Annotated in this window: 15 protein-coding genes; 6 read left to right on the forward strand and 9 right to left on the reverse strand. The window is 72.9% G+C overall.

What is annotated here, in order from left to right; translation table 11 throughout:
• Positions 1 to 49 precede the first annotated feature (49 nt).
• Together ACSP50_RS36355 and ACSP50_RS36360 are read left to right on the forward strand one after the other, a co-directional pair.
• Positions 50 to 2524, forward strand: coding sequence for an MFS transporter (locus tag ACSP50_RS36355; RefSeq protein ID WP_014694320.1), 2475 nt, complete (start codon positions 50 to 52; stop codon positions 2522 to 2524).
• 107 nt (positions 2525 to 2631) lie between these two features.
• On the forward strand, positions 2632 to 3651 hold the full coding sequence (locus ACSP50_RS36360) for a LacI family DNA-binding transcriptional regulator (RefSeq protein WP_014694321.1): 1020 nt from the start codon (positions 2632 to 2634) through the stop codon (positions 3649 to 3651).
• Positions 3652 to 3678: 27 nt separating this feature from the next.
• Here ACSP50_RS36360 and ACSP50_RS36365 read toward each other — a convergent pair whose 3' ends face one another.
• Complete coding sequence (locus ACSP50_RS36365) at positions 3679 to 6303, reverse strand: bifunctional diguanylate cyclase/phosphodiesterase (RefSeq protein ID WP_014694322.1); 2625 nt, start codon at positions 6301 to 6303, stop codon at positions 3679 to 3681.
• Positions 6304 to 6565: 262 nt separating this feature from the next.
• Between ACSP50_RS36365 and ACSP50_RS36370 the strand changes: the two genes are divergently transcribed.
• From ACSP50_RS36370 to ACSP50_RS36380, 3 genes are all read left to right on the forward strand, one after another.
• The gene (locus ACSP50_RS36370; protein WP_099344231.1) at positions 6566 to 7012 is read left to right on the forward strand and encodes a PH domain-containing protein; all 447 of its coding nucleotides are present in this window, start codon (positions 6566 to 6568) and stop codon (positions 7010 to 7012) included.
• Positions 7013 to 7082: 70 nt separating this feature from the next.
• The gene (locus ACSP50_RS36375) at positions 7083 to 8243 is read left to right on the forward strand and encodes a sorbosone dehydrogenase family protein (protein ID WP_014694324.1); all 1161 of its coding nucleotides are present in this window, start codon (positions 7083 to 7085) and stop codon (positions 8241 to 8243) included.
• A gap of 139 nt (positions 8244 to 8382) precedes the next feature.
• Positions 8383 to 10023 carry a metallophosphoesterase gene (locus ACSP50_RS36380; RefSeq protein WP_014694325.1) on the forward strand — a complete coding sequence of 547 codons (1641 nt, stop codon included), beginning with the start codon at positions 8383 to 8385 and terminating at the stop codon, positions 10021 to 10023.
• A 122-nt stretch (positions 10024 to 10145) separates the two neighbouring features.
• On the opposite strand, the gene gatB is transcribed toward ACSP50_RS36380, so the two are convergent.
• Entirely contained in the window at positions 10146 to 11645 is a 1500-nt protein-coding gene (gene gatB, locus ACSP50_RS36385; RefSeq protein WP_014694326.1) for an Asp-tRNA(Asn)/Glu-tRNA(Gln) amidotransferase subunit GatB, read from the reverse strand.
• A gap of 144 nt (positions 11646 to 11789) precedes the next feature.
• On the opposite strand from gatB, the gene ACSP50_RS36390 reads away from it, so the two are divergent.
• A complete protein-coding gene (locus tag ACSP50_RS36390) occupies positions 11790 to 13238 on the forward strand; it encodes a M1 family metallopeptidase (RefSeq protein WP_014694327.1) in 1449 nt (482 codons plus the stop codon).
• 46 nt (positions 13239 to 13284) lie between these two features.
• Here the strand turns inward: ACSP50_RS36390 and gatA are convergent, their stop codons facing one another.
• From gatA to ACSP50_RS36425, 7 genes are all read right to left on the reverse strand, one after another.
• Positions 13285 to 14748, reverse strand: a complete 1464-nt coding sequence (gene gatA, locus ACSP50_RS36395) for an Asp-tRNA(Asn)/Glu-tRNA(Gln) amidotransferase subunit GatA (protein WP_014694328.1) — start codon at positions 14746 to 14748, stop codon at positions 13285 to 13287.
• A 2-nt stretch (positions 14749 to 14750) separates the two neighbouring features.
• Entirely contained in the window at positions 14751 to 15050 is a 300-nt protein-coding gene (gene gatC / locus ACSP50_RS36400) for an Asp-tRNA(Asn)/Glu-tRNA(Gln) amidotransferase subunit GatC (protein ID WP_014694329.1), read from the reverse strand.
• Positions 15051 to 15095: 45 nt separating this feature from the next.
• On the reverse strand, positions 15096 to 17120 hold the full coding sequence (locus tag ACSP50_RS36405) for a bifunctional diguanylate cyclase/phosphodiesterase (protein ID WP_014694330.1): 2025 nt from the start codon (positions 17118 to 17120) through the stop codon (positions 15096 to 15098).
• A 180-nt stretch (positions 17121 to 17300) separates the two neighbouring features.
• A complete protein-coding gene (gene ligA / locus ACSP50_RS36410; RefSeq protein ID WP_052311813.1) occupies positions 17301 to 19766 on the reverse strand; it encodes an NAD-dependent DNA ligase LigA in 2466 nt (821 codons plus the stop codon).
• Between the two features lie 40 nt (positions 19767 to 19806).
• On the reverse strand, positions 19807 to 20802 hold the full coding sequence (locus ACSP50_RS36415; RefSeq protein WP_014694332.1) for a methionine synthase: 996 nt from the start codon (positions 20800 to 20802) through the stop codon (positions 19807 to 19809).
• On the reverse strand, positions 20795 to 21907 hold the full coding sequence (gene mnmA, locus ACSP50_RS36420) for a tRNA 2-thiouridine(34) synthase MnmA (RefSeq protein ID WP_052311814.1): 1113 nt from the start codon (positions 21905 to 21907) through the stop codon (positions 20795 to 20797). Before mnmA ends, ACSP50_RS36415 begins: the two co-directional genes overlap by 8 nt.
• Positions 21908 to 22022: 115 nt before the next feature.
• Complete coding sequence (locus tag ACSP50_RS36425; protein ID WP_014694334.1) at positions 22023 to 23198, reverse strand: cysteine desulfurase family protein; 1176 nt, start codon at positions 23196 to 23198, stop codon at positions 22023 to 22025.
• Positions 23199 to 23364 lie beyond the last annotated feature (166 nt).

Genomic DNA, 23364 nt, shown 5'->3' on the forward strand with positions numbered 1-23364 from the left:
CAGCTCCTCGGTATCGATGCAGGAACCGTTATCGCGAGGAGTAAGCCGAATGAGTGCCACCGGCGGCGCGCCGCCGCTCAGCCATCGCCAGATCCTGCAGGTGCTCTCCGGCCTGATGCTCGGCATGTTCCTGGCCGCGCTGGACCAGACCATCGTCGCGTCGGCGATCCGGACCATCGGCGACGACCTGCACGGGCTCAGCCTGCAGGCGTGGGTGACCACCGCGTACCTGATCACCGCGACGATCAGCACCCCGCTGTACGGCAAGCTCTCCGACATCTACGGCCGGAAGCGGTTCTTCGTCACCGCCATCACGATCTTCGTGGTCGGGTCCGCGGCCTGCTCGTTCGCCACCTCGATGTACCAGCTCGCGGTCTTCCGCGCGGTGCAGGGCCTGGGCGCCGGCGGCCTGTTCTCGCTGGCCCTGGCGATCATCGGGGACCTGGTCCCGCCCCGCGAACGCGCCCGCTACCAGGGCTACTTCCTCGCCGTGTTCGGCGCGTCCAGCGTGCTCGGCCCGGTGATCGGCGGCTTCTTCGCCGGCGCCGACGAGATCCTCGGCCTGTCCGGCTGGCGCTGGGTGTTCCTGGTCAACGTGCCGATCGGCGCGGTCGCCCTGGTCGTGGTCGCCAAGGTGCTCCACCTGCGGCACACCCGCCGCGACCACCGCATCGACTGGTGGGGTGCGGTCGCGCTGTGCGTCTGCCTGGTGCCCCTGCTGACCGCTGCCGAACAGGGCCGGACCTGGGGCTGGACGGGGAGCCGCACGGTGCTCTGCTACGCCGTCGGCGCGGCCGGACTGGTCGCGTTCCTGGTCGCCGAGGCCCGGATGGGCGCCGAGGCGCTGATCCCGCTGCGGTTCTTCCGGAACCGGACGTTCGCCCTCACCTCGTTCGCCGGGTTCGTGACCGGGATGGGGATGTTCGGCGGGCTCGCCCTGCTCCCGCTCTACCTGCAGATCGTGCACGGCGCCTCGCCCACCCGCTCCGGGCTGCAACTGCTGCCGCTGACCGCCGGGATCATGGCCGGCTCGCTGATCTCCGGTCGGGCGATCAGCGCCACCGGGCGGTACCGGGTCTGGCCGATGCTGGGCGCCCCGCTGATGATCGGTGGGATGGGATTGATGCACTCACTCGCGGTGGACACCCCGTACTGGCGAACCGGGGTCTTCATGGGGTTGTTCGGTCTCGGCCTGGGTTTCGTGCTGCAGCCGGTCACACTGGCCGTGCAGAATGCGATGCCGCCACAGGACATGGGGGTGGCGACCGCGTCGGCGACCTTCTTCCGGCAGATGGGGGCGACCGCCGGGACCGCGGTCTTCCTCAGCCTGCTCTTCTCCCGGGTGGGCGACCGGATCCGGGACGCGCTGCGGGTGGCCGGGGCGGATCCGGCGTTCCAGAAGCTGATGGCGGACCCGGCGAACCGGCGGGTGCTCGGCGGCTCGCTCGACGACACCTCGTTCCTGCGGCACGTCGACCCGGTACTGGCGCGGCCGTTCGAGAGCGGGTTCGCCGCCACGATCGCCGACATCTGCCTGGTGGCGGGTGGGGTGCTGACGGTGGCGCTGATCCTGTTCGCGTTCCTGCCCCAGGTGCCGCTGCGCGGCTCCGCGCCGGCCGGCCCCGCCGAGCTCTCCCCGTCCTCGGGCTCGGCCACCGACCTCTCCCCGTCCCCGGGATCGGCCACCGCCAGCCCCGCGTCCTCCCGATCGCCCCACTCCCCCTCCCCGCCCGCCCGGTCGGTCGACGCGCTCTCGCTCAGTGGCGTGGTGACCGGCCTTGACCAGCGGCCGCTGACCGGGGCGCGGCTCACCCTGGCCGACCTCGCCGGGGGCCAGGCGGCCCGGGCGGTGACCGGACCGGACGGCCGGTACCTGCTCACCCCGGAGGTGGCCGGGGCGTACCTGCTGATCTGCGCCGCCGACCGGCATCAACCGGCGGCGATCCGGCTCACCGTGACCGGAGCCGACGCCCGCGACGTCCGCCTGGCGGCCGGCGGGCGGATCGAGGGCGACGTCGTCGATCAGCACGACCGGCCGGTGGCGGCGGCCACGGTCACCCTCACCGACGCCGCGGGCGCGGTGGTCGCCAGCGCGATCACCGGCCCGGACGGCGGATACGTGCTCGCCGGCCTGTACCCGGCCGAGTACACGCTGACCGGGATCGCGCCCGGCGCCCGCCCGGCCGCCCGCACCGTGGTCCTGGACACCGGTGGGGTCAGCCGCGCCGACCTGCTGCTGGCCGGCAACGGCACGCTGACCGGACAGGTCCGCGCGGCCGCCTCCGGGCACCCGGTCCCGGAAGCCTCGGTGATGGCGGTCGACGAGGCCGGCGCCGTGGTCGCCACCACCTGGACCGACGCCGACGGCCGGTACGCCTTCGCCGACCTGGTGCCCGGCGCCTACACGGTGACCGCGAGCGGTTACCCGCCGGTGGCCGACCGGGTGGAGTTGATCGGCGAGCTGACCGCCCACGACATCATGCTCGGCGGGCCCCGAGAGGGATCCCGATTGATCTCCCCCTGACTTAACCGGTCAAGTACACTATGGATCACCTGGTCGGGTCCGGTTCGCCGCATCACCGCCGGATAGGCTCAGCGGCAATTCGGACCACCCCCGGAACGGGAGACTGCGTGAAACGGCCCACCATCGCCGACATCGCCCGGCGGGCCGGCGTGTCCAAGGGCGCCGTGTCCTACGCGCTGAACGGCCAGCCCGGCGTGTCCGAGGCGACCCGCAAGCGGATCCTGGCCATCGCCCAGGAGATCGGCTTCAACGCCAACAGCGCCGCCCGAGCCCTCTCCGGCGCCCGCGCCCGAGCCGTCGGTCTGACCCTGTGCCGGCCCGCCCGGATCCTCGGCATCGAGCCCTGGTTCATGGGCCTGATCAGCGGCTTCGAGGCCGAGCTCGGCGCCCAGTCGTACGCGTTGACCCTGCAGGTGGTCGCCACCCCCGAGCAGGAGGTGGAGGTCTATCGCCGCTGGTGGGGCGAGCGCCGGATCGACGGCGTGATCGTCACCGACCTCCGGGAGAACGACGTCCGCATCCCGGTCCTGCAGCAGCTGCAGCTGCCCGCGGTGGTGATCGGCGGCTCCGGCGAGCCCGGCGGCGTCACCCAGATCTGGTCCGACGACGGCGGCGCGATCACCGAGGCGGTCCGCTACCTGGTGGCGCTCGGCCACACCCGGATCGCCCGGGTCAGCGGGGTGCCCGACCTGCTGCACACCCAGGTCCGCACGAAGGCGTTCAACGAGGTCTGCGCCGCCCTGGGCCTCGGCGACGCGGTCACCGTCCCGGCCGACTACACCGGCGAGGAGGGCAGCCGTGCCACCCGCCGGCTGCTGATCGGCGGCGGCCGCCCCACCGCGATCATCTACGACAACGACGTGATGGCGGTCGCCGGCCTGGCCGTCGCACAGGAGATGGGCCTCTCCGTCCCCGGCGACCTGTCCATCGTCGCCTGGGACGACTCCCCGCTGTGCAGCCTGGTCCACCCCCCGCTGACCGCCCTGAGCCGGGACGTCTCCGGCTACGGCGCCCAGGCCGCCCGCGAGCTCCTGACCGCCATCGACGGCAGACGGGTCGGCAACGTCAAAGCCCAGACCGCGCACCTCACCCCCCGCGGCAGCACCGCCCCACCCCGCCCCGCCTGACCCGCGGCGGGCGGTGGCGGCGACCGGTCAGCTGCCGCGGTCGGCGCGGTGCGTCTCCAGGTAGGCCTCGATCCGCTCGGCCGGGGCCGGGGGCACCAGCGCCGTGCCCTGGCCGTACCGGCAGCCCGCGGCCAGGACGCGCTCGATCTGCTCCGGTGTCTCCAGGCCCTTGGCCACCAGGTCGAGACCGATCCGCTTGGCCAGTCCCACCACCACGTCGAGCACCGGTTTCCCGGCCTCCGCACCGGCCAGCTCGGCGCTCAGTTTCACCATGTCGACCGGCAGCCGGCGCAGGTGGGTCAGGGACGTCTGGCTGGAGCCGAAGTCGTCCAGCGCCGCGCGGACCCCGAGCCGGCGCAGTCCGGCGAGCGCCGCCACCACGGCCGGCACGTCCTCCGCGATCCAGGTCTGCGCGACCTCGACGACCAGGCGTTCCGGGGTCACCGCGTGCCGCCGCAGGGTGGTCCGCACCTGCTCCGGGAAGCGGGCGGTGAGCAGCTCCCGCGGACCGACGTTGACCGACACCCAGAAGTCGTCGTCACCACCGGTCCAGTTCCGCAGGTGGCGGCAGGCGTCGTTGAGGGCCCACTCGTTCAGCGTGTCGGTGATCCCCAGCCCCGCGGCGATCGGCAGGAACTCCTCGGGCCGGATCGTGCCCAGCGCCGGATGCCGCCAGCGCAGCAGCGCCTCCACCCCGGCCGGGTGGCCGTCGCGCAGGTCGCTCACCGGCTGGAAGACCAGGTCCAGCTCGCCCCGGGCGGCGGCGCCGGGCAGCTGGCGTTCCAGCTCCATCCGGCGCTGCAGGTGCAGCTCGACGTCCGGGTCGTACCACTCGACGGCGTCCCGGCCCAGCTGGGCGGCGCGCTGCCGGGCCAGGTCGGCCTGGCGCAGCACCTCCTCCGGGCCGGCGGCGCCGGCCAGCTCGGCCAGGCCGACGCTGGTGTGCAGCCGCACCTGCGCCCCGGGCAGCTGGCACGGCTCGGCGAGGGCCGACACCAGGCGGGTGGCCAGCGCATAGGCCGGGACGGCGGACTCCGGGGTGAGCACCGCGAACTCGTCGCCGGCCAGCCGGGCCGGCACGTCCTCGCCGCCGGACAGCGCGCGCAGCCGGCGGGCCACCTCGGTCAGCACCGCGTCGCCGACCGCCCGGCCGTGCGTGTCGTTCACCTCGGCCAGCCCGTGCAGGTCGATCACCAGCAGGGTGCCGGGACCACCCGGCCGGCGGCGGGCGGCCAGCAGGTCGCGCATCAGGGCACGCCGGTTCGCCAGGCCGGTGAGCTGGTCGAGGTAGGCCATCCGGTGCAGGGTGCGCTCCAGGTGCCGGCGCTCGCCGACGTCACGCACGTGCACCACCAGGGCGGCCACCTCGGGCACCGCGCGCTGGTCGGAGATCGTGGACTCGGTGTCCCGCCAGAGCTGCGAGCCGTCCCGCAGGCGGGCGCTGACCAGCACCGGCGGCCCGCCCTCGTGCTCACCGGCGAGCACCGACCCGATCACCGCGAGCGCGTCGCCGGCGTCCTCCGGATGAATCAGGTCGCCGAACGCCCGGCCGACCACCTCGTTGTCGTGCAGCCCGAACAGCCGGGCCGCGGCCGGTGACTGCCACCGGACCGTGAGCCGGTCGTCGAGCACCAGGGTGAGGTCGGTGGCCCCGGCCACCAGCGACCGGAAGTGCGCCTCGGCGATCCGCAGCCGGCCCGCGTACCGCCGGATGTCGCGGACCACCAGCAGCTCGCGCAGGACCAGCACGCTGACCATCACCATGCCGAAGACGATCCCCCCGGCGTCGAAGTGCCGGGTGGTGACCAGGTGCCAGAGCGCGGCGGCCACCCCGACCACGGCCGGGACCGCCAGCAGCGGATAGCTCGCCAGATACTGATCAGGGCTGCGCGGCTCGGCGGGCGGCACCGGCAGGCCGCGACGGGAACCGCCGCCGGCCGCCGCGGCCAGCCCGGCCACCATCGCCAGCCCGAGCAGCGGCACGGCCGGCCCGGTCAGGCCGAGCGCCAGCACCTCGGCGAGGGCGGCGAGCGCGGCCAGCACCACGGCCGCCCCGCAGCCGCACCAGACCGTCGGGACCGGGCGGGGCCGAGCGCGCAGCACCACGACCGTGACGATCGACACGCCGCCCGCGGTGATCAGCAGCGCCGGAAGGGCGGCCGGGCGGGTCTGTCCGTCGGGCGGGATCAGATAGGCCGCGTATCCCAGGCTGACGCCGAGGCCCAGGCCGTCGAAGCCGCGCCGGAGCCGGATCGGCCAGGTGCGGGCCGCGTTGGGCAGCAGCGCGGCGCCCAGCACGTAGCAGCCGGCGGCCACGCCCAGCCCGGCGGTCAGCCAGAGCACCGCGTGCGGCGGCGACCACCAGGGGATCAGCGCCGTGAGGGCGGTGGCCAGTGCGCCCATTCCGACGAAGCCGGCGCCGCGGCAGGCCACGAAGGTGCCGTCGGCGTGGTGGATGTCGAGAGCGGCGTGCACCAGGTAGGCGGACGCGCACAGGCCGGCGACGCCCACGCCCACGGCCAGGGTGAGCGGGCCGGGCAACAGGCCGAAAACGCCGGTGAGCAGCACCAGCGCGGCCGCCGAGCAGACGGCCAACAGGGCCGCCCGGCCGGTGTTGCTCGGCCGGGCCGGCGCGAGGGGCGACACAGCCACGACAGGTCCTCTGCGTTCGTGCCGGGGGAACGGCTCCCGACATGCGGGGCGGAACAAGAGGTCGTTGCACCCGAACAACGAGGATTCGCCGGAACGGGTTACGGGTGGCCTCATCCCGGATCGTCGACCATGGACGGACGGCGGTCAATCGGGCCGGTGGACGACTCCGGCGCCCGACCCTGTGGATGACGGTGCGGGCCGGGGGCCGGAGGGCCGGAAAACCCGGGTGGGGCTCGTCGAACGCGAGTGGGACAATGGCCGGGTGAGCCGACGTCCCGCCCTCCGCGTCCGTAAATCCGGCACCGCCCTGGTCGCCGCCGGGATCGCGGTGGTCAGCGCGGTGCCGCTGGCCGGCACCTCCTGGGCGCTCGCGCCGCTGCTGCTGATCCCGCTGACCGCGCTGGTCTGGGCGTGGCGCTCGGGCACCGACGTCTTCCCGGACGAGGTGCTCGTCCGGGCCCTGTTCGGCGGCACCCGGGTGCCCTGGAGCCGGATCACCGGGCTGGCACCCGACCAGCGCGGCCGGGTGTCGGCCCTGCTCGACAACGGGAACGTGATCCGGCTGACCGGCGTGACCCGGGACAACGTCTCGCTGGTGCTGGACGCGGCCGGCAAGTCCGCGACCGGCACCGACGAGCCGGCCGACGAGCCCGCGACCGGCACCGACGAGCCGGTCGACGCGGCGGACCCCGCCGAAGTGGACCGGTGACCACTTCCCCGGGAGTTGTCAGCGGACGCGGCTACCCTGATCGGCAGACAAGCTAGGGGGTGGTTCCGCCGTGCGTTCCCGCCGGGCCCGTGCCGCGATCGCGACACTCGCCGTCGTGCTGGCCCTGACCTCGGGGTGCAGCTTCGGCCCGCCCGGCCCGGATGAGGCCGGCAGCGCGCCCAACCTGCCCGGCCCCTCGGTCGCCGCCACCTCCAGCGCCGACCCGGGTGAGCCCGACGTGGTGGCCACCGTGCTGGCCAAGGGTCTGGACGTGCCGTGGGGCATCGCCTTCCTGCCCGACGGGTCGGCCCTGGTCACCGAGCGCGACACCGGCCGCATCCTGAAGGTGGGCCCCGGGTCGGACGCCGACGGTCTCAAGGTCGCCGAGGCGGCCCGGCTGCCCGAGGTGCGCGCCTCCGGCGACGGTGGCCTGCTCGGCATCGCGATCTCCCCGAAATACGCGTCCGACAAGACGGTTTTCGTCTACTACTCCACCGCCACCGACAACCGGATCGGCCGGCTGGTTCTCGGCAAACCGCTGGAGCCGATCCTGACCGGCATCCCCCGCTCGGCCCAGCAGAACGGCGGCGCGCTCGCCTTCGGGCCGGACGGTTTCCTCTATGCCGGCACCGGCGACGGCACCACCACCGGCACCCAGGCGCCCGATCCGAAGAGTCTGGGCGGCAAGATCCTGCGGCTGACCCGGGACGGCAAGCCGGCCCCGGGCAACCCGGTGAAGGATTCGCCGGTCTGGAGCTCCGGGCACCGCAACGTGCAGGGCATCACCTGGGACAAGACGAAACGGATGTTCGCCACCGACAGCACCCAGCCGAAATTCGGCGAGCTCAACATCGTGGAGAAGGGCAGCAACTACGGTTGGCCGAAAGCCGACGGTAAGGCGGGCGACAGCAAGCTCACCGATCCGCTGGCCGCCTGGCCGAGCGCCGAGTCGTCGTGCGGCGGCGTGGCGGCGATGGAGAGCCTGGTCGCCACCGCCTGTCTGCTCGGCAAGCGGATCTACCTGCTCAACGTGACCGCCAACGGCACCGTGCTGGGCACCCCGCAACAGCTGCTCACCGACAAGTACGGCCGGCTGCGGGCGCTGGTCGCCGCGCCGGACGGCTCGCTCTGGGTGAGCACCTCCAACCAGGAGGACGCCGGCGAGCCCGATCCGGAGGACGACCGCCTGATCCGGCTCGTCTTCTCGGACGGCGGCGCCGGCCGGAGCTGAGCCGGCGATGACCACGACGACTGCCCAGCCACCGCGGTGCCGGTGAGCGGGGCGGGAGCGCGACGACGGATGACCGTGCGGGGGGATGAGACGGCGATGACTGTTTCGGGCCGGGCCGGGCTGGGCAGGTGAGGCCCCGATGAGTGAGCCCACGCCCTCCTGGCGCCGACGCCTGCGTTCGACCGCCGACTCCACCGTCCGGGTGTGGCGGCACCGCTGGTTCCGCGGCGCCCGGATCAGCGCCGCGGTCGGCCTGGTCAGCATCACCGCCGCGATGATCGGGGTGATGCTGTTCGCGCACACCGGCATCAACGTCGGACCGTTCCGCGCCGAGATGTCGCTGAGCCCGTCCCTGGCCGGCGGCACCGAGGTGGACATCCCGCCGCTCGGCTCGCTGCACCTGGACAGCCACCGCGGCGCCCTGCACCTCAAGGTGGCGCTCGGCTCGCTGGACCAGAGCCGCACCGAGGCGCTGATCGACAATCCGGCGGCGATCAGTTCGGCCGGGGACCGGGCGGTCGAGGAGGTCACCACCGGCGTCACCCGGCTGGCCCTGCGCGCCATCGGGCTGGCCGTGCTGGGCGCGATCCTGGCCGCCGCCCTGATCTTCCGCAGTGTCCGGCGCACCGCGGCGGCCGGCGTGACCGCGCTGGTGGTCGGCGCCGGCAGTTTCGGCGTGGCCGCCGCCACCCTGCGGCCCGACGCGATCAGCGAGCCGCGGTACGAGGGACTGCTGGTGAACGCCCCGGCCGTGGTCGGTGACGCGCGACGGATCGCCGACAACTACGGGCGGTACGCCGAGCAGTTGCAGCAGATCGTCAGCAACGTCAGCCGGATCTACACCACGGTGTCGGCGCTGCCGGTGTACGAGCCGGCCGGCAACACCACCCGCATCCTGCACGTCTCCGACCTGCACCTGAACCCGTCGTCGTGGGGCCTGATCCGCACCGTGGTGCAGACCTTCGACATCGACGCGGTGATCGACACCGGGGACATGGTCGACTGGGGCAGCAGCGCCGAGACGTCGTACGTGTCGAGCATCCCGTCGCTGAACGTGCCGTATCTCTACGTGCGCGGCAACCACGACTCGGTGGCGATCCAGTCCGCGGTCGCCCGCCAGCGCAACGCGGTCGTGCTGGACGACAAGCTCACCACGGTCGACGGGCTGACCGTCGCCGGCATCGGGGATCCGCAGTTCACCCCGGACAAGAGCGAGACGAACAAGGCCGGTGACACCTCCGGTTCGGAGATTCTCACCGCGGCCGGCGACCGGCTCGCCAAGACCATCCGCGACTCCGGCAAAAAGGTCGACATCGCCCTGATCCACGACCCGGAGATGGCTCCGCCGCTGGCCGGTGTCGTGCCGTTGGTGCTGGCCGGGCACCGGCACCAGCGTTCGGTGGCCATGCTGCCGGCCTGGAAGCCGCCGGCCCCGGACCCGTCCGCCTCGGCGGCCCCCTCCCCCACCCCGTCGGTGTCGGCGGCCGCCGCGCCGCCGCCGATCGCGACCCGGCTGATGGTCGAGGGTTCCACCGGCGGCGCCGGCCTGCGCGGTCTGGAGGGCGAGGAGCCCACCCCGCTCTCCCTGTCGGTCCTCTACTTCGACGAGAACCACAATCTGAAGGCGTACGACGACATCCGGCTGGGCGGCACCGGCGAATCGAACGTCGAGATGCAGCGCAACGTGGTCGGCCTGGACAAGGAGCAGCCGGCTGTCACTCCGGCCACCTCGGTGCCGTCAGGGGCGGGACGCAGCCCGGCGGTCACGCCGAGCCGCTGAACCGGACCCGCCCGTCACGCCGAGCCGCTGAACCGGATCCACCCGTCACGCCGAGCCGCTGAACCGGACCCGCCCGGCTCGTCGGGGCGACGGGCCGGGCGGATTACGGCGTACCGCGGCAATCAGGAGACGCCGAGCCGGGAAAGGATGAGGTCGCGGACGGTCTTGGCGTCGGCCTGGCCTCGCGTGGTCTTCATGACCGCGCCGACCAGCGCACCGGCGGCGGCGACCTTGCCGTCCCGGATCTTGTCCGCGATGTCCGGGTTCGCGGCGATCGCCTCGTCAACCGCGGCCTGCAGCGCGCCGGTGTCGGAGACCACCTCGAGGCCGCGGGCGGCCATCACCTGCGCCGGCGAACCCTCACCACCGACCACGCCCTCCAGCACCTGGCGGGCCAGCTTGTCGTTGAGCTTCCCGTCGTCGACGAGTTTCTGCAGCTCAGCAACCTGTGCCGGGGTGGCGCCGACCTGCGCCAGCTCGACGCCCAGCTCGTTGGAGCGGCGGGCCAGCTCACCCAGCCACCACTTGCGGGCACCGGCCGGGGAGGCGCCGGCCGCGATGGTCTCCTCGATCAGCTCGATCGCGCCGGCGTTGACCGCCGACTGCATGTCGATCTCGGTCATCCCCCAGTCCTCGCGGAGGCGGGCCCGCTTGACGCTCGGCTTCTCCGGGAGGGACGCCTTGAGCTCCTCGACCCACGCCGGGTCGGGCGCGATCGGAACCAGGTCGGGCTCGGGGAAGTAGCGGTAGTCGGTCGCGGTCTCCTTGGAGCGGCCGGGCCGGGTGTCGCCGGTCGTCTCCTGGAAGTGCCGGGTCTCCTGGAAGATCCGGACGCCCTCGTCGAGCAGACCGGCCTGCCGGATGATCTCGGAGCGGACGGCCCGCTCGACCGACCGCAGCGAGTTCACGTTCTTGGTCTCGGTCCGGGTGCCCCACTCCTCGCCCGGCCTGTTCAGCGAGGTGTTGACGTCGCAGCGCATCGAGCCCTGCTCCATCCGCACGTCGGAGACGCCCAGCGAGCGGACGATGTCGCGCAGCTCGGCGACGTACGCCTTGGCGATCTCCGGGGCGAGCGCGCCGAGGCCGGGGACCGGCTTGGTGACGATCTCGACGAGCGGGATGCCGGCCCGGTTGTAGTCGACCAGCGACTCGGTGGCGCCGTGGATGCGACCGGTGGCGCCGCCGACGTGCAGCGTCTTGCCGGTGTCCTCCTCGATGTGCACCCGCTCGATCTCGACCCGGTACTCCTTGCCGTCGACCGTGACGTCCACGTATCCGTCGACGCAGAGCGGCTCGTCGTACTGCGAGGTCTGGAAGTTCTTCGGCATGTCGGGATAGAAGTAGTTCTTCCGGGCCATCCGGCACCACGACGCGATCGAGCAGTTCAGCGCGAGACCGATCCGGATCGTGGCCTCGATGGCCGCCCGGTTCATCACCGGCAGGGCGCCGGGCAGGGCCAGGCAGACCGGGCAGACCTGGGTGTTCGGCTCGGCGCCGAACTCGGTCCGGCAGCCGCAGAACATCTTCGTCTGGGTGCCCAGCTCGACGTGCGTCTCCAGGCCGATGACCGGCTCGTAACGGCTGAGGGCGTCGTCGTAGGACGGCAGCGCGATCGTGGTCATGTGCTTCGGCTCCGGCTCACTGCGGCATCGGGTGTACGTACTTCCCGACTAGCCTAGTCGTCCGGTATGACGTCCCGTCGTCGGGTTTGCGAGCGGCCGTTCATCGGTTCCACCGCGAATATTCCTCACGATAACCTGCGCGGCATGCATCGATATCTCGCCGTCGTGGCGCTCGGCGCGACGGTCCTGTGCGCCGGCTGCACGGACAAGGCCGCACCACCCGCCGTCGCCACCGCGTCGCAGCCCGCCGCCGCCCCCGCGATCGACTACACCGCCTGGCAGGGCGGGAAGTCGGTCACGGTCGCCGACCGGCTGTACCCCGAGCACGGCAATGCCGGCCTGGACGTCCTGCACTACGACCTGAAACTCGACTGGCAGCCCACGAGCAAGGTGCTGACCGGGACGGCGACCCTGCAGATCCGCCCGGTCACCGCGGCGAGTGAGATCAGTCTCGACTTCGCCAACCTGGCCGTCGACAAGGTCACCGTCGACGGACGGCCGGCCACCGGCACGCTCGCCAAGGACAAGCTGACCGTCCCCGCCACCCTGACCGCCGAACAGCCGGTGACCCTGGTCGTCGACTACCACGGCACACCGAGACAGGTCGCCTACCCGTCCCACCGCGGCGACGCCGCCGAGGGCGTCGGCCTGCGCCCGACCAGGAGCGGCGGCCTGTGGACCATGCAGGAACCGTGGGGCGCGATGACCTGGTACCCGGCCAACGAGCTGGTCTCCGACAAGGCGCTGTACGACATCGCGGTGACCGTGCCGCAGGGCTGGGCGGCCGCCGCGAGCGGCACCCCCGGCCCGGTCGAGGGCACCACGTACCACTACAGCTCGGCGGCGCCGACCGCCGCGTACCTGACCACGCTCGCCGTCGACCGGTTCCGCAAGACGTCGCAGACCGGCGCGCACGGCCTGAAGTTCACCTACTGGACGGTGGCGAAGACCGACGACAGACTGCTCACCGAGCTGAAGAAGTCGCCGCAACTGGTCAGCTGGCTCGAGGCACAACTCGGCCCGTACCCGTTCGACACCGCCGGCGCGGTGCTCAGCGACTCGGTCTCGGCCATGGAGACCCAGCAGATGCTCAGCATCGGCCGTCAGGCCACCGGCCAGAAGTTCGACCCGGCGTACTTCGACGAGATCCTCGTCCACGAGTACGCCCACCAGTGGTTCGGCGACGCGGTCACCCCGTCCGACTGGACCGACCTGTGGCTCAACGAGGGCTTCGCCCAGTACATGCAGTACCTGTACGAGCAGAAGGTCTACAAGCTCACCGACGCCCAGCTGGAGACCTTCCTCCGCCAGCAGGACGCCCGGCTGCGCAAATCGGTGGGCCCGCCCGGCAAGCCGAAAGCCGCCAACTTCGCCGAGAGCAACGTCTACCGGTGCACCGCGGCGATGCTCAAGCAGCTCAACGACGCCCTGGGCGACAAGAAGTTCTTCGACCTGATGAAGGCGTGGGTCGCCGAGCACAAGGGGACGAACCAGGACCGGGCCGCGTTCACCGCCTTCGTCCGGGAGAAGACCGGCACGGACTACAGCAAGCTGATCGACAGCTGGCTCGATTCCCCGTCCACCCCGAAGTAGGGCGACGGCGCCGGCACGGCTGCGAGAGCCGTGCCGGTGCCGCTGCTCAGAGGGTCGGCGGGGTGAAGGTGCCGATGGCGGACTCCAGGGCGCCGGCGACCCGGTACATGCGGTCGTCGGCCATGGTCGGGGCCATGATCTGGAAGCCGACCGGGAGACCCTCGGACAGGCCGCACGGGACCGAGATGGCCGGGCCGCCGTACAGGTTGGTCGGGATGGTGAACAGGTCGGCCAGGTACATCTGGTACGGGTCCGAGGTGCGCGAGCCGAACGGGAACGCGACGAACGGGGTGGTCGGCGAGACCAGCACGTCGACCTGCTCGAACGCGGCCTCGAAGTCGCGGGTGATCAGGGTGCGGACCTTCTGCGCCTGGCCGTAGTAGGCGTCGTAGTAGCCGCTGGACAGCGCGTACGTGCCGATGATGATCCGGCGCTTGACCTCGGGGCCGAAACCGGCCTCGCGGGTCAGCGACATGACCTCCTCCAGGGAGCGGCTGCCGTCGTCGCCGGACCGCAGGCCGTAACGGACACCGTCGAAACGGGCCAGGTTCGACGAGCACTCGCTGGGCGCGATCAGGTAGTACGCCGGGAGCGCGTACTGGAAGTGCGGGCAGGACACCTCGACGATCTCGGCGCCGAGCTTGACCAGGGCCTCCAGCGACTCCTTGAAGGCGGCCAGGACGCCCGGCTCGGAGCCGTCGCCGGCGAACTCCTTGACGATGCCGAGCTTCACCCCGGTCAGGTCACCCTGCAGGCCACGGCGGGCGGCGGCGACCACGTCCGGCACCGGCTGGGCGATCGAGGTGGAGTCGCGCGGGTCGTGGCCGGCGATCGCGGCGTGCAGCAGCGCGGTGTCCTCGACGGTACGCCCGCAGGGGCCGGGGGTGTCCAGCGATGACGAGAAGGCGATCAGGCCGTAGCGGGACGTGCCGCCGTAGGTGGGCTTCGCGCCGACCGTGCCGGTCACCGCACCCGGCTGGCGGATCGAGCCACCGGTGTCGGTGCCGATCGCCAGCGGCGCCTCGTACGCCGCGAGCGCCGCCGCCGAGCCACCGCCCGAGCCGCCCGGGATGCGGCCCAGGTCCCACGGGTTGTTGGTCGGGCCGTACGCGCTGTACTCGGTCGACGAGCCCATCGCGAACTCGTCCATGTTGGTCTTGCCGAGGATCGGCATGCCGGCCGCTTTCAGACGCTCGACGATCGTCGCGTCGTACGGCGGTTTCCAGCCCTCCAGGATCTTCGACGCGGCCGTGGTCGGGATGCCCTTGGTGGTCACCACGTCCTTCACCGCGATCGGCACGCCGGCCAGCGGACCGGTGATCTCGCCGTCGTCGACCCGCTGGGCGGCGGCCAGCGCGCCCTCCCGGTCGACGTGCAGGAACGCGTGCACCCGATCGTCGACGGCCGCGATCCGGTCCAGGTGCGCGGTGGCGACCTCGACAGCCGACACCTCGCGTGCCGCGATCAGCCCGCTCAGCGAGGCCGCGCTCAGCTTGGTCAGGTCGGTCACGATCAGTCCTCCTCGTCCAGGATGCGCGGCACCCGGAACCGGCCCTCGTACGCGTCGGGCGCGCCGGAGAGGGCGGCGTCCTGGTCGAGGCTCGGCTGGGGAACGTCGTCGCGGTACACGTTGGTCAGCGGCACCGAGTGCGAGGTCGGCGGGATGTCCTCCGCGGCCACCTCACCGACCCGGGCGACCGACTGCAGGATCACGTCGAGCTGACCCGCGAATCGATCCAGCTCCTCTTCGGTCACGGCGAGCCGCGACAGGCGCGCCAGGTGCGCTACCTCTTCGCGGGAGATGGCGGCCATCCTGCCCCCTCGTTCTTGATGTATGCGTGCATGCAGGCACCGAGTCTATTTCGCCGGGATCCACGGCCCGCGCCGAACCCCGGGGCGAATCGGCCGGTACCGCGACAACCACTCGACCAACTCGTCGGCGGGCATCGGACGGGCGTGGAACCAGCCCTGCGCGGCATGGCAGCCGGCCGCCGCGAGCAGCAGCCAGGTGGCCTCGTCCTCGACCCCCTCGGCGACCGCGCGCAGCCCCAGCGAGTCGGCCAACCCGATCACCGAGCGCACGATCGCCGCGTCACCCGGATCGGTGGCCATGCCGAGCACGAACGACCGGTCGATCTTCACCTCGGCCAGCGGCAGCCGACGCAGGTGCTGCAGCGAGGAGTAGCCGGTGCCGAAGTCGTCCAGGGAGATCGCCACACCCATCCGGTCCAGCCGGGTGATCGTGTCCAGCACCCGGTGCGGGTCGGTCATCAGCGCGCTCTCGGTGATCTCCAGCTGCAGCAGGTCGGCCGGGACCTCGTGGTCGCGCAGCAGCCGGCCGACCCGGTCGGCGACCTCCCCGGCGTGCAGGTCCCGGGCGCTCACGTTGACCGCGGCCCGCAGCGGCATCCCCTCCGAGCGCCACCGCGCCAGCTGGGCGATCACCTCGTCCAGCACCCGGGCGGTGAGCAGGCGCATCACCGGGGTCGGCTCGGCCACCCGGAGCAGCTCGTCCGGACCGACCAGGCCGCGCCGCGGGTGTCGCCAGCGCAGCAGCGCCTCGACGCCGACCACCTCGCCGGTCGCGATGGCGATCTGCGGCTGGTAGTAGAGGACTATCCCGTCGGCGGGCGGGTCGTGCCGCAGCGCGTCACGCAGGTCGGCGAGCAGGGCCAGCCGTTCCGGGGAGGCGTGCGGCGCGTCCGGGCCGTGCACCGCCACCTGGTCACCACGCTGCTTGGCCTCGTACATCGCGGTCTCCGCCTCGCGCAGCAGGGTGGCGCCGTCGCGGCGGCCGGACTGCAGCGCGATCCCGATCGAGGCGGTCAGCTCGACCGGGGTGCCGTCCATCGGGAACGGCCGGCTCAGCGCCTCGGTGAGATGCTCGGCGATCCGGCGGGCCGAGGCGGCGCCCTCGACCCGGGTGGCGAGCACCGCGAACTCGTCGCCGCCGAGCCGGACCACCAGGTCGTGCCGGGGCACGGCGGCGGTCAGCCGGTCGGCGACCCGGGCCAGCAGCCGGTCGCCGGCACCGTGCCCGAGCGCGTCGTTGACGGTGCGGAACCGGTCCAGGTCGAGCAGGATCAGCGCGCGCTGCCGGTCCGGGCCGCGCTCGGACATGGTCGACTGCAGGGCGCGGCGGTTCGGCAGGCCGGTCAGCGGGTCGACCCGGGTGGCCCGCTCCGACTCGCCGGCCCAGCGGACCATCCGGTGCACGGCGTGCAGCGCCACCAGGGCGAGCGGCAGCAGGGCCGGGCTGACCCGCGCGGCGACGAGCAGCACCGGGGACAGCAGAAGCAGGGCCGCCGTCGCCATCAGGTCCGCCGGGGCCCGGCGGCGATTGCGGGTACGCCGTTCCGCGGTCCACCGGCGCACCAGGGACGCCACGGCGTATCGGGCGGCGATCCAGGCGCCCGCCGCGGCACAGGTGAGCGCCACGTCGCGCGGACCGGGGCTCGGGCTGATCCGCCCGCCGGTCAGTGCGATGACCAGGGCCGCCGCGCCCAGGCCGGCGACGTGCTGCAGGGCGAGGTGGACCGTGCGCGGGACCGGCTGGCGCATCCGGGCGCCGGCCACGGTCACCGCGACCAGTTGCACGGCGAGCGCCGGCAGCAGACCCCAGGCCAGCACGATGGCGAAGGTGAAGCAGATGGACGGCAGCACGACCCGGCTGACCCGCCGGCCGGGCAGCGGGTGCGGCCGCAGGTCGGCGGCCACCGCCAGCCCCGCCATGATCCAGTAGACGGCCGGCAGCCCGCGGAACATCCCGGGCGCGGCCCCCCAGAGACTCAGCTCCGCGCCCGCGGTCGAACCCACGGTGACGAGCAGCGCGCGCCGCCGACGCGGCCCGGAGGCGGCCGTACGGGGACGAACGGCATCCATGCGACCTCCACGATTGGCCTCGATCACCGATCGCTCACACCATAGATCTAAATCGCGCAAATGCCGCCAACGTCTTACCCGTAACGGAATCCGCAGAAGCAACCAAAGCCGCAATTCACTCCATGGCATGACAGGTCACCGCCTGGTGCTGTCCCTCCGCGCGCCGTCGGGACCGTCGCCTCAGCCCAGCTCGGCAACCTCCCGCGCGGCCTCCGGACCGTCCTTCAGCAGCACCTCGAAGCCGGCCTCGTCGAGCACCGGCACCTTCAGGCTGACGGCCTTGTCGTGTTTGCCGCCCGGGTTCTCCCCGACGACCACGAAGCCGGTCTTCTTCGACACCGAGCCACTGACCTTGCCGCCGCGGGAGGTGACCGCCTCGGCCGCCTGATCCCGGGTGAAGCCGGCCAGCGTCCCGGTGACCACCACGGTCAGCCCCTCCAGCGTGCGCGGACCGGCCTCGACCCGCTCGTCGACCATCGTCACGCCGGCCTCGCGCCACTTGCGGACGATCTCCCGATGCCACGGCACGGTGAACCACTCGCGCAGACTGTCCGCGATGATCGGCCCGACCCCGTCGACGGCGGCGAGTGGATCGATCGCCTTGGCCTTCCGCTTCGCCTGCTCGACGGCGGCCCCCGCGGAATCCACCCCGTCACCCTCTCCGGTCGGGTCCGCGGAATCCGCCCCGTCGCCCTCCCCGGTAGGGTCCGCGGAATCCGCCCCGTCGCTTCCCCTGGCCGGGTCCGCGGTCCCCGGGGAAGCCGCACCGGAGCCGGACGCATCGGAGGAGACCGACCCGGAAGAGGCAGCGGATCCGGCGACCGAGGCGGAGGTGCCGGCGGCCTCGGCGGTGGAAGCGGCCTCAGCGGCGGAAGCGGCCTCAACGGCGGAAGCGGCCTGGGCGAGGGAGGCGGCCTCAGCGCTGGCCGCGACCGCGGCCGGCTGCGCCGCGGTCTGGGCGAGCACCTCCTCCAGCCGATCCATCGACCCGTATTCCCGAGCCAGCGCGGTGGCCGCCGTCGGTCCCACGTGCCGGATCGACAGGGCGATCAGATAGCGCGCGAACGGCCGGCCCTTCGCCTCGGCCAGGCTCTGCAGCATCTTGCCGGCATTCGTACCGAGCTTGCCGTTCTTGTTGACGAAGAACGGCACCCGCAGCAGGTCGTCCTCGGTCAGGTCGAACAGGTCGCCCTCGTTGTGCAGGACGCCGGACTCGAGCAGGGCGGCCGCGGACTTCTCGCCGAGCACCTCGATGTCGAGCACCTCGCGGCTCGCCAGGGTGGCCAGCCGGCCCAGCAGCTGGGCCGGGCAGGACTCGCTGTTGGGGCAGCGGATGTCGACGTCGTTCTCCTTGGCCGGGGCCAGGGTGGTGCCGCAGGACGGGCACTCGGTGGGCATCACGAACGCCCGGGCGTCATCCGGGCGCAGGTCGATCACCGGGCCGAGCACCTCGGGGATCACGTCGCCGGCCTTGCGCAGCACCACGGTGTCGCCGATCAGCACGCCCTTGCGGGCCACCTCCTGCGCGTTGTGCAGGGTGGCCTGGGCGACCGTGGACCCGGCCACCAGCACCGGCTCCAGCACCGCGAACGGGGTGACCCGGCCGGTGCGCCCGACGTTGACCGCGATGTCGAGGAGCCTGGTGGTGACCTCCTCGGGCGGATACTTGAAGGCGATCGCCCAGCGCGGCGCCCGGCTGGTGGAGCCGAGCCGGCCCTGGATCGCCACCGAGTCGACCTTGACCACGACACCGTCGATCTCGTGCTCGACGTCGTGCCGGTGCTCGCCGTAATACTCGATGAACTCTCGGACGGCGGGCATGTCGTCGACGAGTTTCCACCGGCTGCTGGTGGGCAGCCCCCACGCCCGGAGTGCCTCGTAGGCATGCGACTGCGAGGTGGGGTGGAAACCCTCGCGCGCGCCGATGCCGTGCACCACCATGCGCAGGCCGCGGGAGGCGGTGACCCGCGGGTCCTTCTGCCGGAGGCTGCCGGCGGCGGCGTTGCGCGGGTTGGCGAACGGGGCCTTGCCCTGCTCGACCAGCGACGCGTTCAGATCGGCGAACGCCTCGGCCGGAAAGTAGATCTCGCCGCGCACCTCGAGCAGGTCGGGCACATCGTCGCCGGCCAGCCGCTCCGGGATCTCGCGGATGGTGCGCACGTTGGGGGTCACGTCGTCGCCGGTGCGGCCGTCGCCCCGGGTGGCGCCGCGGACCAGCCTGCCCTTCTCATACGTCAGGTTGATCGCCAGGCCGTCGACCTTGAGCTCACAGAGGAACGCCACCGGGCCACCGGCGTCCCGCACGGTGCGCTCGGCCCAGGTGCTCAGCTCGTCGAAACTGAACACGTTGTCCAGCGACATCATCCGCTCGGCGTGCCGCACCGGGGCGAAGTCGCTGGAGAACGAGCCGCCGACGAGCTGGGTCGGCGATTCGGGGGTGCGCAGCGCGGGGAACTCGGTCTCCAGCGCCTCCAGCTCGCGCAGGAGCGTGTCGAACCGGCCGTCGGAGATGATCGGGGCGTCGAGCACGTAATACCGATACTGATGGTCGCGGATCTCGTCGGCGAGCTCGGCGTGCCGGGCGGCGGCCACCGCCGTGGGCTCTGCGCTGGGTGTGGTCACCGGAACCTCCGTGTCTGCGAACACCTAGGACGCACGGTAGTCCCACCCCCCGACAATTTCGGGATCACACCTCGGAGATCCGCCGGCCCGCTTCGTGACAGGCTTTGAGCAGGGCCCGGACGTACGGCTGGGGCGCACCGGCGAGCCCACAGGCCGGCGTGATCACCACCTGCCGGGGCAGCCGGGCGGCCGGGAAGCCGAGCCGGCGCCACAGGGTCTGCACCCGCTCGGCGATCTGCTTGGCGTCCGGTCGCCGCTCGGCCACCGGGCGGGTCGGCGCGGCGCCCACCAGCAGGCCCAGCCCGGCCTCGATCGCCTCGCCGACCGGGTCCAGATCCTTGAGCAGCGACAGATCGAAGGCGGCCGCCGCGAACGACGCGTCCCGGATCACCTGCCACGGCACGTCCGGCGCGCAGCAGTGCAGCACGGTGGGGGTGTCCACCGCCGCCACCACGGTCCGCAGCCGGGCCGCGGCGTCCGGGCCGTCGACCGCCCGGTAGGCGCCGAGCCCGCTCTCGGTCGGCACCCGCCCGGCCAGCACGGACGGCAGCGACGGCTCGTCGAGCTGCAGCAGCACGGTGGCGCCGGGCACCCGCTTGCGGACGTCGGCGACGTGCCGCCGGAGCCCCTCGGCGAGCGAGTCGGTGAGGTCCCGGACCGCGCCCGGGTCGCGCAGCAGCCGGCCGCCGATCGGCAGGTCGACGCTCGCTGCGAGGGTCCACGGGCCGGCCGCCTGGATCTTGACGGCGCCGGTGAAGCCGTCGGCCTGCTCGGTGAGCTGGTCCAGATCGCGTTCCAGCAGATCGGCGGTACGCCGCAGGTCCCGGCCCGGCCGCGCGGCGATCTGCCAGCGCCCGGCGTAGAGCTGCACCGGCAGCTCGACGAGGAACCCGGCGCCGCGCCCGATCATGTCGGCGCCCGGGCCACGCTCGGGAAGCTCGGGCAGGTGCGGCAGGGCGGGCAGCTCACCGAGGACGATCCGCTGCGCCTCGGCGACGTCCGTGCCGGGCAGGGATCCGATCCCGGTCGCGGCACCGGCGGGCCATGGAAGATCAGGCATGCGCGGACTCCGGCAGGGTCGTCGCAGCGGATGACCGCGTCGCGGCCGTGATGGTCGCCGATCCCAGCACGATGTCCCCCGCGGCATCCGGCCGGTAGGCCACGATCGCCTGCCCCGCGGCAACCCCGCGAGCCGGCGTCCGCAACGTCGCGACGAATCCCGAGGAATCCACCGCGACCGTGGCGGCCACCACCTCCCCGTGCGCCCGGAGCTGCACCTCGCACTCCGTTTCGTCGGAACCGTCGTGCCAGATCGGACGCGTGGCCGTGACCGTGTCCACCTCGAGGTCCTCCCGAGGGCCCACCGTCACGGTGTTCGACACGGGCGTGATCGAAAGCACATACCGGGGCTGCCCATCCGGGGCCGGAACCCGCAGGTCCAGCCCTTTCCGCTGGCCGATCGTGAACCCGTACGCCCCGTTGTGCGTGCCCAGCTTCGCCCCGGTCCGACCGTCCACGATGTCCCCGGGCGCGGCGCCCAGGCGCCGCTCCAGGAAGCCCCGGGTGTCACCGTCGGCGATGAAGCAGATGTCGTGCGAGTCCGGCTTGTCCGCCACCGCCAGCCCCCGCGCGGCCGCCTCGGCCCGCACCTGCTCCTTCGTGGAGTCACCGAGCGGGAAAATCGCCCGATCCAGCTGCTCGCGGGTCAGCACGGCCAGCACGTACGACTGGTCCTTGGGCAGGTCGACACTGCGCCGCAGCAGCCCGTCCGCCCCGAGCCGGGCGTGATGCCCGGTCACCACGGCGTCGAAGCCGAGCGCCACCGCCCGGTCCAGCACCGCCGCGAACTTGATCTTCTCGTTGCAGCGCAGGCACGGGTTCGGCGTGCGGCCCGCCGCGTACTCCTCGACGAAGTCGTCGACGACGCCGGCGTGGAACTCGTCGGCCATGTCCCAGACGTAGAACGGGATCCCGATCACATCGGCGGCGCGCCGCGCGTCCCGCGAATCCTCCAGCGTGCAGCAACCGCGCGCGCCGGTCCGATAGGTCTGTGGGTTACGCGCCAGAGCCAGATGCACCCCGGTCACGTCATGCCCGGCATCCTTGGCCCGGGCCGCCGCGACCGCGGAGTCGACACCGCCGGACATGGCCGCAAGAACTCGCATGCCACCAGCCTATCCGGGCCCCGTCGCACCCCTCGTCGCGCACGGATCCCGCCGAGAAAACCACCAGGAACCGGTCACCACACGATGGGCTCGTACGCGGTGAGCACCCCGCCGTCTAACGGGGCGTCTTCCAGGACCCCGCCCGTCGTGCCCGCTCCACCGCCGCCGGCAGCGCCGCGAGCAGCGCGTCCAGATCCGCCTCGCCGCTGTCGTGCCCGAGCGAGAAGCGCAGCGACGACCGGGCCCGGGCGTCGTCCGCGCCCATCGCCAGCAGCACGTGACTGGGCTGCGCCACCCCGGCCGAGCACGCCGACCCGGTCGAGCAGTAGATCCCCTGCGCGTCGAGGAGCAGCAGCAGCGCGTCGCCCTCGCAGCCGGGGAAGGAGAAGTGCGCGTTGCCGGGCAGCCGGTGGTCCGGGTCACCGTTGTAGATCGCGTCCGGCACCGCGGCCAGCACCCGCCGGACCAGTTCGTCGCGCAGGGCGGCGACGCGCTCGGCATAGTCGAGGCGTTCCCGGACGGTGGTCTCGACGGCCACGGCGAACGCCACCACGCCGGGTGTGTCCAGGGTCCCGGAGCGCACGTCGCGTTCCTGTCCGCCACCGTGCAGCAGCGGCGTGCAGCTCACGTCCCGGCCCAGGACCAGGGCGCCGACGCCGACCGGACCGCCGAGTTTGTGCCCGGTGAGGGTGAGCGCGGCCACGCCGGCGGCCGCGAAGTCGACCGGCACCTGGCCGACCGCCTGCACCGCGTCGGTGTGGAACGGGATGCCGGCGCCGGCCGCGATCGCGGCCAGGGCGGGCACCGGTTGCACGGTGCCCACCTCGTTGTTCGCCCACTGCACGCTGACCACGGCGATCTCGTCGCCGTGCGCGCGCACCAGGTCGGCGAAACCGTCCGGATCGACCCGCCCGGCGCCGTCGACGGGCAGCAGGCTGACCGTGGCGCCCTCGTGCCGGCCCAGCCAGTCGACCGCGTCGAGCACGGCGTGGTGCTCGACCGACGAGGCGACCACCCGGCGGCGTTTGCCGTCAGCGTCGCGCCGCGCCCAGTAGACGCCCTTGGTGGCCAGGTTGTCCGCCTCGGTCCCGCCACCGGTGAAGATCACCTCGGAGGGCCGGGCGCCGATCACCGCGGCGATCCGCTCGCGGGACTCCTCGACCATCCGGCGGGCGCTGCGACCGGCCGCGTGCAGGGAGGACGGGTTGCCGATCGCCCGGGCCGCGGCCGCATAGGCGTCCAGCGCTGCGGGCAGCATCGGCGTGGTCGCCGCATGATCGAGGTAGGCCATATCTACCAACTCTAGAACCTGTTCCGTGGAACGCTTCGGGCGGCGGAGCGCCGGCGGTCAGCGGACCGACGATCGGAAGGCCGGCCGGCGGTCGTCAGCCCCCGCAGAGGGCGGACCACCGCGAGGGGCCGCCCCCAGCCCGGATGCCGCCCAGCGATCCGGGGGT

Origin of the sequence: Actinoplanes sp. SE50/110 (assembly GCF_900119315.1) — a bacterium.
Taxonomy (GTDB): domain Bacteria; phylum Actinomycetota; class Actinomycetes; order Mycobacteriales; family Micromonosporaceae; genus Actinoplanes.

Excerpts from the sequence above, each read along its gene's own strand:
- ACSP50_RS36355 (WP_014694320.1), top strand. The coding sequence starts at position 50 with ATGAGTGCCACCGGCGGCGCGCCGCCGCTCAGCCATCGCCAGATCCTG.
- ACSP50_RS36380 (WP_014694325.1), top strand. The coding sequence starts at position 8,383 with ATGAGTGAGCCCACGCCCTCCTGGCGCCGACGCCTGCGTTCGACCGCC.
- gatB (WP_014694326.1), bottom strand. The coding sequence starts at position 11,645 with ATGACCACGATCGCGCTGCCGTCCTACGACGACGCCCTCAGCCGTTAC.
- ACSP50_RS36390 (WP_014694327.1), top strand. The coding sequence starts at position 11,790 with ATGCATCGATATCTCGCCGTCGTGGCGCTCGGCGCGACGGTCCTGTGC.
- gatC (WP_014694329.1), bottom strand. The coding sequence starts at position 15,050 with ATGGCCGCCATCTCCCGCGAAGAGGTAGCGCACCTGGCGCGCCTGTCG.
- ACSP50_RS36405 (WP_014694330.1), bottom strand. The coding sequence starts at position 17,120 with ATGGATGCCGTTCGTCCCCGTACGGCCGCCTCCGGGCCGCGTCGGCGG.
- ACSP50_RS36415 (WP_014694332.1), bottom strand. The coding sequence starts at position 20,802 with ATGCCTGATCTTCCATGGCCCGCCGGTGCCGCGACCGGGATCGGATCC.
- mnmA (WP_052311814.1), bottom strand. The coding sequence starts at position 21,907 with ATGCGAGTTCTTGCGGCCATGTCCGGCGGTGTCGACTCCGCGGTCGCG.
- ACSP50_RS36425 (WP_014694334.1), bottom strand. The coding sequence starts at position 23,198 with ATGGCCTACCTCGATCATGCGGCGACCACGCCGATGCTGCCCGCAGCG.